This window comes from Salinimicrobium tongyeongense (assembly GCF_026109735.1).
Lineage (GTDB): Bacteria > Bacteroidota > Bacteroidia > Flavobacteriales > Flavobacteriaceae > Salinimicrobium > Salinimicrobium tongyeongense.
On the sequence record NZ_CP069620.1, the window covers coordinates 450080 to 462720 of the forward strand.

Sequence of the window (12641 nt, forward strand, 5' to 3'; positions counted from 1 at the left end):
CAAACTTTCACGCTTTTTAAGCCCTCTCCTACTGCTCATTACCTAATTTAGAGAAAAATCAATCAAAAAGTTATGGAGAGCACTCCCGGAATTCTTTATAAAGGCTACAATTACTTTCACGAACAATTTCAGAAACAGGAAACCGACCTGCTGAAGGTTAGGCTGTTCCTCAAAAAGGCCCTTGTAATGCGAGGGGAAGAAGCGGCAGAGATCTTTTATGACGACAGTCGTTTCTCCCGGGAAGGCGCCACTCCAAAACGCTTTAAAAAGACCCTGCTGGGCAAGGGCGGAGTACAGGGACTGGACGGTGATGAGCATGTGCATAGAAAAAGGATGTTTATGCAGGAGATGAACCCGGATTCTTTGGCACGGCTCGAAGAATTTTTTGAAGCCCACCTGCAAAAAGCCATAAGCTCCTGGGAAAAGCAGCCCGAAATTACCTTTTTTGACGAGATAGAAGAAGTGCTATTTCGCGCAGCCTGCGACTGGGTGGGAGTTCCGGTTAAAGAAGACGAAGTAGAGCAGCGTAAAAATGAGCTTTCAGAATTAATAGATGGGGCAGGCCGTGTGGGCCCAGGTCATTACAAAGCCCGAAGAGCCCGAAAAAGCTCTGAGAAATGGATCATGAAACTGGTAAGGCAGAAAAGAAAACAGAAAATAAATGCTTCCGGCAGCTCAATTTTGTCGCGCTTCTCCTTTCATAGGAACCTACAAAACAAACTTCTCGACAGGAGAATTGTGGCTGTAGAGATCCTCAACCTGCTTCGCCCCATTGTGGCCATTTCCCGCTACATCACCTTTTCTGCACTTGCACTGCACGAAAATCCACAGTACCGCGAGCGGCTTAGAAAAGACACCAGTAAACTCGACCTGTATTTTGTTCAGGAAGTGCGCAGGTTTTACCCTTTTTTCCCTTTTGTTCCTGCTAAGGTGAACAAAGAATTTGAATGGAAAGGGGTGAAATTCCCAAAAGGCCGGCGGGTATTGCTGGATCTTTACGCCACACAACACCACGAGAAAATATGGAGCAACCCCAATGTTTTTTATGCCGAAAGATTTTCAACCTGGAATGGCAGTGCCTTTAATTTTATTCCGCAGGGAGGAGGAGATCACGTTCACAACCACAGGTGCGCAGGCGAATGGATCACCATTAAGCTTACAAGGATCGCCCTCAATAACCTGGTTGAGAAGATGAGTTACCATATCCCGGAACAAGACCTGAAAATAGAGCTTTCAAACATCCCCGCCATTCCTAAAAGCAGGTTAAAAATGACCAACATTGAACGGACACTTAGCGGAATTCAGGTGCTGTAGGAAGATTCTCTACTATATAAACACCTGATAATTTGATCTTTAAAAGATTGGGGCATTTAAACTAATTCCTTCAGAATTCACTACTTTTGAAGCAAAATTCTATTGGTGAAGCACGCCCAGATCCTATACCTTTTTTCCATCATTTTTTTTGCTGGCTTCAGCAGTTACGGCCAGGAAGAAAAGAAGATTCGTTATGAAAGCGAACGCACTCTAAAAGACGAAGAGAACTACCCCGGCGCTTTTATTTTGAGCAAGGTGAACGAGCAGGTGCATTTCATTCATCAGGGAATTGAAGTTTGGTGCGACCAGGCCATTCATTACGCCGAAGAGAATTTTTTTAAGGCCTACGGAAATGTGCGCATGGAACAGGGCGACACCATCACCATGACCAGCCAATACGCCGAGTATAATGGCGATACCCAGTTTGCCTTTGCCAGCGGAAATGTTTTTATGCGCAATCCACAAACCAGCTTACAAACCGATACCCTTTTCTTTGACCGCACCAAACAACAGGCATATTACCGCAGTGGCGGCATCATACGCGACACCGCAAGTGTGCTAAAAAGCCAGATTGGCCGCTACTACCTCAAAGATGAGAAATACACTTTCGCTTCTGAAGTGGTGATCACCAATCCAGATTACGTTTTGAAGTCTACCCAGCTGGACTTCTATTCCGATAACGGCCACGCCTACATGTATGGCCCCTCCACCATCACCAGCGACGAATCTACCATTTACTGCGAACGCGGCTTCTACGACACCCGTGGCGATACCGGTTATTTTGTAAAGAACTCCAGAATTGATTACGAAAACCGCATTTTAGAGGGGGATAGCCTGTACTTTAACCGGAATACCAATTTTGCTTCGGCCACAAATAACATCAAAGTGACCGACACGATTAACGAGAGTGTTATTCGGGGGCATTATGCTGAAGTCTTCAGGGAAAAAGATTCGGTTTTTATTACCAAACGTGCAGTGGCGGTGAGCGTGCAGGAGCAGGATTCCATTTATATTCATGCCGATACCCTTATGGTTACCGGTAAACCCGAAGACAGGATCATCCGTGGTTTTTACGGGGTGCGCCTGTTTAAAAGCAATATGAGCGGTAAGAGTGACTCCATTCACGTTCGGGAGAGAACCGGATTAACCCAGATGCTGGGCAGGCCCGTCATGTGGTCAGAAAATAACCAGTTGACGGGAGATACCATTCATTTGCTCAACAATGTGGAAACAGAAGAACTTGACTCGCTCAAAGTTTACGACAATGCATTTATGATTCAGCGTGACAGCATAGGCGGGTTCAATCAGTTGAAAGGATTGCAGATGTATGGGAAATTTGAAGACAATTCCCTTCAGCAGGTAGACCTGGTAAAGAATACCGAAACCCTCTATTATATGCGGAATGATGACGGGGAATTGATTGGGATCAATAAAACCCTGTCGAGTTCTATTTCCGTTTTCTTTGAAAATGAGGAAATAAGTATGGTCGATTACCTCAATAATGTAGATGGCATTCTTTACCCCGAAAGTGAACTTCCTGAAGAAGAGCGGACCCTGAAAGGTTTTAACTGGCGCGGGGATGAACGCTTATACTCTGTAGAAGATCTCTTTATAGACGATCCCGATTATGAGCCGGTGAGCATTGAAGGTATCCCCACGCCCGAAGAAGAAGAGAATTTCTTCAACAACGAGACCCGAGACGGGCCGTTGTTAAACGAGAAGAGCCGCCTGCAGGAAAAAGATCTTCAGGAAAGGCCTGTAGACACTGTTCCCAATGCCAGCAGAGCTGCTCAACCCGACCCCTTGTTGCGACAGGAAGAACTGGACAGTTTACCCGCTGTAGACAGCATACAACCAGCTCCAGGCCGCCAACCACGCCAGGCCCAACAGCAGGACAGTATCTCCCCTGCCGCAGCCATTCAAATTAAAAGAGACTAAAGAATTGAAACAGGATTTTTTAAAATATCAGGCGCAAACTTCGCCTTTTCCCCTGGCCATGGAAGTTGCCCATGCTTCAGGTTCCTATATCTATGATTCAGAAGGAAAAAAACACCTCGATTTTGTGGCAGGAGTCTCGGCCTGCACTTTAGGCCACTGCCACCCTCGTGTGGTGAACGCCATAAAAGAGCAGGCAGAAAAATACCTGCACGTTATGGTATACGGCGAATACGCCCAGGGCCCCGCTGTAGCCTTGTGCAAATTGCTGGCAGAACAACTCCCGGCACCGCTGGAAAAAACCTATCTGACTAATTCGGGAACCGAAGCTATTGAGGGGGCTTTAAAACTTGCCCGTCGTTTTACCGGAAGGACCGGAATAATTGCTGCAAAAAATGCCTACCACGGGAATACCATGGGTTCATTGAGCCTTATGACCTACGAGGAGCGGCAAAAACCCTTCCGCCCGTTGATCCCCGAAATTTCCTGGATTGAATTCAACCGGGAAGAAGACCTGCAAAAGATTGACGAAAGTACTGCAGCTGTTATTCTGGAGAGCATCCAGGGCGGTGCAGGCTTTATTCAGCCTCAAAACGATTACCTCAAAAAGGTAAAAGCCAGGTGTGAAGAAGTGGGGGCGCTACTCATCCTCGATGAGATCCAGCCGGGCTTCGGGCGCACCGGTAAATTATTTGGCTTTCAGAATTTTAACACAGTTCCCGATATTCTGGTGATGGGAAAAGGCATGGGCGGCGGCCTGCCCATTGGAGCTTTCACCTCTTCTTCAGAAATTATGGATACGCTTAGCGCCAATCCAAAAATGGGGCACATCACCACGTTTGGTGGTAATCCAGTAATTGCAGCTGCGGCTTTGGCCACGCTTCAGGAACTCACGCAAAAAGATTTGATCGCACAAAGCCTTCAAAAAGAGCAATTATTCAGGAAATTATTGGTGCACCCGCTTATTTCTGAGGTACGGGGACGCGGCTTAATGCTCGCTCCTATATTAACTTCCGAAGAAATTGCAAATGAACTTGTGCTTAGAACCCAGAGTAAAGGCTTGATTTTGTTCTGGTTACTATTTGAAGGTAAAGCCGTAAGAATTACGCCGCCGCTTACTGTTTCAATGAGTGAAATAAAAGAAGGATGCGGCATAATTATTGACACACTAAATGATTTATTGCAGGACAATTAGGTGTTAATTACTTTGTTAACAACATAATTCGTTTTTAACCCGGTCGCTGTAGAACATTTATAACTTTAATACTGAAGAAATCAGTAAATCACTGCTTATGCTATTAAGCCATAACGAAGAAAACAATTTCTCCCTTACTCGTTTTGAATCGATGCTGAAGACGAATGACGTATTGTTCTTCGACTCCGATGAGTTTGAAAATATTATTCATTACTATTTAGAGAACGGAAAAATTACATTAGCCAAAAAAGCCGTAAGGCTTGGGCTTTCACAACATCCATCTTCGGTCAACCTGAAGTTGCTTCGCGTGGAGATCCTGGTTTTTGAAGATAAATTAGATCAGGCCGAAGGAATACTTAACGAGATCTACGACCTGGAGGCTTCCAATGAAGAAGTCTATATTCAGAAAGCCAATATACTTTCTAAAAAAGACCAGCACCAGGAAGCCATCCAAATGCTTGAGGTTGCCCTTGAAATGAGCTACGATGAAGCCGATGTTTACTCCCTGCTGGGAATGGAATACCTGTTCCTGGAAGATTTTGAAAATGCCAAGCTCAATTTCATGAAGTGCCTTGAAGCCGATAAAGAAGATTATTCGGCCCTGTACAACGTCATGTACTGTTTTGATTTTCTGGAACAGAAGCGGGAAGCTATCGAGTACCTCAACAAGTTTCTCGACACCAACCCCTATTCTGAAGTAGGCTGGCACCAGCTGGGCAAACAATACTTTGACCTTAAGGACTATAAAAAGGCACTTTCGGCTTTCGATTTTGCCATTATAAGCGACGATACTTTTATTGGGGCTTACCTTGAAAAAGGAAAGGTGCTCGAAAAACTCGGGAAGTTCAATGAAGCCATTGAGAACTACAGCATCACCATGGACCTTGATGACCCTACCTCTTTTGCTTATCTCAGGATTGGAAAGTGCTATGAAAAACTGGGGCTCGATGAGCTGGCATTAAAAAATTACCGGCAAACGGTTCACGAAGATCCTCTTCTGGACAAGGGCTGGATCGCCATCACAGATTTCTTTTACAAGAAAGAGAACTATCGCAAAGCGCTTTACTATATCAATAAGGCGATTAACATTGACAGCGAGAACGTGTTGTACTGGAAACGCTATGCGCGCATCAACAACAAGCTCAACCAGCTCGAAGAAGCCGAAAAAGGTTATCGCCGTACCCTTGAACTGGGAAATTACGAGCTGGAGACCTGGGTAAAAAGATGCGATGTGCTTATAGATTTGGGGGAGTTTGAAGCTGCCGTGCAGAACCTGCTACAGGCCGTGGAATTTTATCCTGAAACTGCCGAGATCGAATACAGGCTTGCAGGACTTTATTTTATGTTGCACGAACCCGAAAAAGGGAACACGCACCTTAACAACGCCCTCAAGATGGACTCCGAATATTACATCATTATCGAGGAACTTTTCCCTTCCATTTTCGCCAGGAAATCGGTTAAGGAGAAAATAAAGATGCACCTGAAATCTTGCAATTAATTCTTATAACTTTGCGCACTTCAAAACCAGACGATGCGACGAAGCTTTAAAGATTACCTTATCCTCACTGCAAAAGGAATGGCCATGGGGGCCGCCGATGTTGTACCCGGCGTTTCGGGTGGCACCATAGCCTTTATTTCAGGGATTTATGAGGAGCTCATCAACACCATTAGCGGCGTAAAGGTAGGGCTGCTCCACACCTGGAAAAACGAGGGTTTTAAAGCCATGTGGCAGCAGCTTAACGGCAACTTTATTGTCGCGCTGTTAGGCGGCATCCTGGTGAGCATCTTTACGGTAATGCGGCTCACCAATTACCTGCTGGAAAATCATCCTATCCTTATCTGGTCTTTCTTTTTTGGGCTTGTTCTGGCAAGTGTTTATTACGTGGCCAAACAAATTGAAAAATGGACTTTTAATGTCTTTCTTTTTTTGATCATAGGCGCAGGGGTGGCTTTCTACCTCACCTCCCTGCCTCCCTTAACCGCAGCGGCAAATGACCTTTACCTCTTCTTTGCCGGCGCCATTGCCATTTGTGCCATGATCTTACCCGGAATTTCGGGTGCTTTTATCCTGGTACTTTTGGGTGCCTACAAGACCGTAAGTGAAGCTGCTCACGAATTCGACTTTAAGGTTCTGGGCATAGTTGCTCTAGGAGCCATATTTGGGCTGCTGTCTTTTTCACGTCTCCTCAAGTGGCTTTTCCGCAATTACAGCACGCTCACCCTCGCAACCTTAACCGGGTTTATTGCAGGTTCCCTCAACAAGATCTGGCCCTGGAAATTACAACTGGAAACGGTGCAGTACGGCGACAAAGTGATTACCCTTCGCGATGAATCTGTAATGCCGTGGAATTTTGGGTCAGAGCCGCATACCTTTCAGGCTTTTGTGCTCATGCTTGCAGGGTTTGCCCTTATTCTTATCTTAGAGGGCCTCGCAGAAAAAAAGCCGGTGCAGAACGATGCAGCAAACCCGAACGTATAGCGACAAAATATACCTGGTCATCAAAGGCATCCTCATGGGGGCTGCCAATAAAGTGCCCGGTGTATCGGGTGGGATGGTAGCTTTTGTGGCGGGTTTTTACGAAGAATTTATTTTTTCCCTGCGCCGCATCAACATCAATTCCCTTAAATTGCTGGTAAACGGAAGGTTTCGCAGCCTATGGTATTACACCAACGGGCGCTTTCTTTCTCTGCTTGTTTTGGGAATGGTCATCAGCTATTTTTCCATTTCGCTGCTGCTCGATTATCTTATTACACATTACGAGCTTTACGTGTGGTCTTCTTTCTTCGGAATGATCCTCGGGTCTATTTACTACATAAGTAAAGATTTCGAAGAGTGGAACCGCCGCAATATTGGCTTTATGCTCCTTGGTATCATTGCCGGGGTGAGTATCAGCTTTTTAGAACCTGCCGCGCAGAACGACAACCTGTGGTTTGTCTTTTTCTGCGGAATAATTGGCGTTTCAGGGATGACCCTGCCGGGGCTTTCAGGTTCTTTCATTCTTATTCTCCTGGGCAACTATGTGCTGCTGCTGGTAGATTCCGTCAATGCGCTGTACCTCACTTTGTCCAATCTCTTCAGGTTTGACCTTGGTTTTCTTGATGATCCCGAAAGGTTGCGCCTGCTGCAGGTATTGCTCGTATTTACGGCAGGATCTGTGGCCGGGCTCGTTTCCCTGTCCCACATCCTGGGCTATTTGCTGAAGCACTTCAAAAATGCCACTTTTGCAGTGATTATTGGTTTTATCACCGGCTCCCTGGGAGTGGTGTGGCCATGGAAAGAAGCAGAATTCCGTAGAAATGATGAAGGAGTATTTTTGCTGGATCAAAACGGAAATAAGATTGTAGACAACTATGACAGGTACCTGCCGGCAATAGATGAACCCAGCACCTGGCTTGCAGTTTTCTTCATTGTTGCAGGCACCCTGCTCGTACTCTGGCTGGCTATTGCCGAACTTAAAAACAAAAGATCTCATGCGTAAATTCGGACTTGTAGGACGCAATATCTCCTATTCTTTCTCGCGGAAGTATTTTTCAGAAAAATTCAGCAGTGAAGGCATAAACGCCACCTATGAAAACTTTGACCTGCAGGATATTAATGAATTTCCTGAAGTACTCGCCAAAAATCCGGAATTAAAAGGTCTTAATGTAACCATCCCTTATAAGGAAGCCATTTTCCCTTTTCTGGATAGTCTCGATGAAACAGCCCGACAAATAGGCGCGGTAAATACCATTAAAATCGACCGCAACGGCAGCCTTACCGGTTATAATACCGATTATTTTGGCTTCGCCGAAGCTTTAAAACCATTTCTCAAGCCACACCATACAAAGGCACTTATCCTGGGTACGGGCGGTGCTTCCAAAGCCGTCAGTTACGCTTTGAAGTCGCTGGATATCACAACCTGCCTTGTCTCCCGCTCAGCTTCCAAAAATGCCATTTCTTACCGGCAACTTTCCGAAGAGGTACTTGAGGAACACACTATTATTATAAACACCACGCCGCTGGGAACACATCCAAAAGTAGAAGAATATCCGCCGCTCCCGGTAAATCACCTCAGTTCCAGGCACCTGCTGTTTGACCTCATTTACAATCCGCCGCAAACGGCATTGATGAAGCTGGCAGCAGCCCGTGGAGCAAGGGTTTTGAACGGTGAGAAAATGCTGGAACTTCAGGCACTTAAAGCCTGGGAAATATGGAACCGGGACTAAAAGCCGGTCTTTAACTTTCCATTTAGAAATAGCCGCAATCCCTTGTTAGGTACGTGGGGAGTTATTATCTTTCAGACTTATTACTGAATATTGAACCCTAACATTGAAAGATATGTCTGAGAAAGAAAAACTGTCAAACAAGGAACAACAGGAAAACCAAAACAAAGCCCTGAATTCCCAGGCCCAGACCGGAGCCGAAAAGACAGAGAAAAATGCTGAAAAAGCTTCCGAGGAGAAAGAGGAGCGAGATTCCATTGCAGATGCTATGGTAGACGAGTCTAAAGCGAGTGAAGACAGGAGAAAGGCCGAACCCGGCTCCTCTGCCGAATCGCTTTTGGAAGGTGACGATGAGGGGGAAGAGCAGCCGGCTTCTCAGAAAAAAGAAACTACGCCAACTCCCAATAAAACTGCGGGTAACCCAGCTGCTTCAGAAGAAAAGGAAAGCAAGGATATTGAAGATGCCATGGTAGATGAAGCCAGGTCTACCGAAGATAGAAAGGGACTTGAACCTGTTACCTCACCCGAATCGGCTTTAGAAAGCGACCATGAAGATGAAGAGCCTTCAGCCAATGCAGGGGAGAAAACTTCCGAAGAAAAATCGGAAGCCAAAAATCCCTTTTTTGACACCTCAGGTACGGGAACTTCCAATGAAAAAGTGCAAGATTCTTCCGAAGAAAATAATGAGCCTACTGAGGACCAACCACAGCAAAAAGCAGCCCGTGATGCCCAAAGCGAAATGGATGATGCCGTTGCTGAAGACAGTGAAGACGAAGCCACTGCCGAGCGTCATGGCATAGAGAAGAAAGATTACCACGCCATGAGCAAGGAAGCCCTTGCCGATGAACTGGAAAAACTGCTCAAAAACGAAAAAGTACAGGCAATTAAAGAGCACGTTGAAGAAATACGGGCCGAGTTTAATGCCAAACAAGACGAGGAAATTGAAGAGAAAAAAGAAGAATTCCTGGCCGATGGCGGGAATATTATTGACTTCCACTACTCTACTCCCTTAAAAAAGCGCTTTAATTCGCTGTATTTTGACTATAAGGAAAAAAGGAACAAACACTACCAGCAGCTCAAGCAGGACCTCAATAAAAACTTGGAAAAAAGGCTGGAGATCATTGAAGAACTGAAGGGCCTTATTGATGTTGAAGAGAATATCAATACCACTTACAAGCATTTTAAAGACCTGCAGGACCGCTGGAAAACAGCAGGATCAATTCCGCGGGATAAGTACAACACCGTGTGGAATACTTATCACCACCACGTAGAGAATTTTTACGATTTTCTGCACCTCAACCGCGAGTTTAGGGACCTCGACTTTAAACACAACCTTGAGCAGAAATTAAAGATCATAACCCGCGCAGAAGAGCTTACACAGGAGCCAGACACCAACCGTGCGTTTAGGGAGCTGCAAATGCTGCACAAAATGTGGAAAGAAGACCTTGGCCCCGTAGAAAAAGAGTACAGGGAAGATATCTGGCAAAAATTCAGCGAGGCCACAAAGCAGATCCACGATAAGAGACAGGAGTACTTCGCGCAGCTGGAAAAGGATTTTGAGAAGAACCTTGAGAAAAAGCAGCAAATCATAGATCAGATAAAAAGCATTGCTTCGGAAAAATATACTTCCCACAAGCAATGGCAACAGAAGATTACTGAAGTTGAGGCTTTAAGAGAGGCGTTCTTCAATGCTGGAAAGGTGCCGCGGCATGTCAATGACGAGACCTGGAAGAAATTCAAGGAAGCAGTGCGCAGCTTTAACCGCAACAAAAATGCATTTTACAAGAACCAGAAAAAAGAACAGTACGACAACCTTGAGAAAAAACAGGAACTGGTAAGGATTGCCGAAGAACATAAAGATAGCGAGGACTTTAAAGTCACTACGCCGCTTATGAAAAAGATCCAGACCGACTGGAAGAATATTGGCCATGTGCCCCGCAAAGACAGCGATAAGATCTGGAAAAAGTTCAAAGCTGCCTGTAACCACTACTTTGACCGACTGCACGCTTCCCGAAATGAAGAAAACAAGGAAGAAAACGAGGCTTTTGATCAAAAGAAAGACCTGCTTGATAAGCTAAAGAATATTGAACTTACCGGCGATCGCAAACAGGATCTTCCCACCATCAAAAACTTTATTGAGGAGTGGAAGAAACTGGGCCGTGTGCCGCACAGCAAACGCTATATTGAAGGAAAGTTCAACAAAGCCCTTGACCAGGCTTTTGACAAGCTGGATCTGGATAAGAAACAGAGCGAAATGCTCAAGTACGAGAACAAAGTACAGGCCCTTGAGAATTCTGATGATTCAAGAAAGCTGAACAACGAGCATTATTTCCTCACCAAAAAGATCGAGGAAACAAAAGCCGAAATTAGGCAGCTGGAGAACAACCTACAGTTCTTTTCAAATGTAGATGATAAGAATCCCGTGGTGCAGGAAGTTCACAAAAACATCCGCAACCACAAGGAACAGCTAAAGATCTGGAAAGAAAAGCTCGAAAAAGTAAAGTCACTTTACGACGAATAGCATTCTCTACCAAAAAAAAGCACCCTCAAAAATGACATTTTTAGAGTGCCCCCAAAAAGTTAGACACTTATTGGGGGCATTTTTTATGGATAAAAGAGTAAAGTATGACTATAAATTTAAAAGGACTATAGTCTTAGAAGTTATCAAGAAGGGATTATCGTGTTATTCAGTAGGTAACAAGCATGGTCTACGTAAGTCATTAGTGCAAAAATGGGTTAGGTTTTATAAGGCTCACGGTGCTAAAGGATTACGACCTATTAGAAATAAATATTCAGAAAAATTTAAGGCGAGAGTAGTTCTGGAGATGAAAGAGAAATCTCTATCTTACCAAGAAACTTGTGTGCTCTTCAAGATTCCAACCGAGGAAACCTTTAAGCGATGGTTGAAGATTTATGAAGAGAAAGGGCCAGAAGGTTTATCAATAGAAAAACGAGGAAAACCTAAATCTATGCCTAGAAAGCCTAAAAAACCTATGACCCGAGAGGAGCAACTTTTGGATGAGTTAGCTGATCTTAAAGCAGAAAATGCTTATCTAAAAAAGCTTCATGCCTTAGTTCAATCAGAAAAAGAGAAAGAAGAAAAACGCAAATCATCCAGGAATTAAGGCAAGAGCATGCGCTAGAAAAACTACTAAAGCATGCCGGGATGGCACGTAGTACCTTTTACTATCACTTAAAGGCCAGTAAACAGGATAAGTATGAGGTTCTTCGTAAAGAAATCAGATCTATATATGATCTACACAAGGGACGCTATGGGTACAGGAGAATCCAGTTAACTCTGAAGAACAAAGGCTATGTAGTGAATCACAAGACTGTGTTTAAGCTCATGCAGGAGCTAGGGATCAGCAGTTTGATAAGGGTCAAGAAATATACTTCCTACAGAGGAAACCAAGGGAAAATAGCGGCTAACTTGTTAAAGCAAAATTTTAAAGCCGATAGACCTAACCTAAAATGGGCAACTGATGTTACAGAGTTCAAAGTCAAAGACAAAAAGCTTTATTTATCACCTATTATAGATCTCTTCAATGGAGAAGTCCTAAGCTTTACCATCTCTGAGAGACCTAATTTTAAACAGGTAATGGATATGATTAATAAGTGTAGCAAACAGGAAAAACAGGGGCTTATTCTTCATTCTGACCAAGGATGGCAGTATCAAATGAAGCAATATCAAAAGACCCTACAGAAAAAGAACATCACCCAAAGCATGTCGAGAAAAGGAAACTGTTTAGACAATGCCGTGGCAGAAAACTTCTTTGGAACTCTAAAATCTGAGCTGTATTACCTAAATCAATATAACACTGTAGATCAACTAAAGCAGGATATAAAAGATTATATAAAATACTACAATTATGACAGAATAAGACTAAACCTAAATGGAATGAGCCCGATACAATATCGAGCTCACGTAGAAAATTTAATCTAATTATAAACCGTCCAACTTTTGGGGGCTAGTCCATTTTTGAGGGTGCTTTTT

The 12641-nt window shown here is 44.3% G+C and carries 10 protein-coding genes; all 10 read left to right on the forward strand.

Annotation, left to right across the window (positions count from 1 at the left end; translation table 11 throughout):
* The first annotated feature begins 72 nt into the window (after positions 1-72).
* The 10 genes from JRG66_RS01980 (at position 73) to JRG66_RS02025 (ending at position 12590) form a co-directional block, all read left to right on the forward strand.
* The gene (locus JRG66_RS01980) at positions 73-1314 is read left to right on the forward strand and encodes a cytochrome P450 (protein WP_265164072.1); all 1242 of its coding nucleotides are present in this window, start codon (positions 73-75) and stop codon (positions 1312-1314) included.
* Positions 1315-1419: 105 nt separating this feature from the next.
* Complete coding sequence (locus tag JRG66_RS01985; RefSeq protein ID WP_265164073.1) at positions 1420-3252, forward strand: OstA-like protein; 1833 nt, start codon at positions 1420-1422, stop codon at positions 3250-3252.
* A gap of 4 nt (positions 3253-3256) precedes the next feature.
* Positions 3257-4444: an aspartate aminotransferase family protein gene (locus JRG66_RS01990; RefSeq protein WP_265164074.1), complete on the forward strand. Its 1188-nt coding sequence runs from the start codon at positions 3257-3259 to the stop codon at positions 4442-4444.
* A 97-nt stretch (positions 4445-4541) separates the two neighbouring features.
* Entirely contained in the window at positions 4542-5942 is a 1401-nt protein-coding gene (locus JRG66_RS01995; protein ID WP_265164075.1) for a tetratricopeptide repeat protein, read from the forward strand.
* 33 nt (positions 5943-5975) lie between these two features.
* Complete coding sequence (locus JRG66_RS02000) at positions 5976-6923, forward strand: DUF368 domain-containing protein (RefSeq protein ID WP_265164076.1); 948 nt, start codon at positions 5976-5978, stop codon at positions 6921-6923.
* Positions 6901-7923, forward strand: a complete 1023-nt coding sequence (locus JRG66_RS02005; RefSeq protein WP_265164077.1) for a DUF368 domain-containing protein — start codon at positions 6901-6903, stop codon at positions 7921-7923. The genes JRG66_RS02000 and JRG66_RS02005 overlap by 23 nt, the downstream gene beginning before the upstream one ends.
* Entirely contained in the window at positions 7916-8650 is a 735-nt protein-coding gene (locus JRG66_RS02010; protein WP_265164078.1) for a shikimate dehydrogenase family protein, read from the forward strand. The genes JRG66_RS02005 and JRG66_RS02010 overlap by 8 nt, the downstream gene beginning before the upstream one ends.
* 112 nt (positions 8651-8762) lie before the next feature.
* Entirely contained in the window at positions 8763-11168 is a 2406-nt protein-coding gene (locus JRG66_RS02015; protein WP_265164079.1) for a DUF349 domain-containing protein, read from the forward strand.
* 31 nt (positions 11169-11199) lie between these two features.
* Positions 11200-11772 (forward strand): helix-turn-helix domain-containing protein, encoded by a 573-nt coding sequence (locus tag JRG66_RS02020; protein WP_265164081.1) that lies wholly within the window; start codon positions 11200-11202, stop codon positions 11770-11772.
* Positions 11760-12590 (forward strand): IS3 family transposase, encoded by an 831-nt coding sequence (locus JRG66_RS02025; protein ID WP_265165389.1) that lies wholly within the window; start codon positions 11760-11762, stop codon positions 12588-12590. The genes JRG66_RS02020 and JRG66_RS02025 overlap by 13 nt, the downstream gene beginning before the upstream one ends.
* Positions 12591-12641 lie beyond the last annotated feature (51 nt).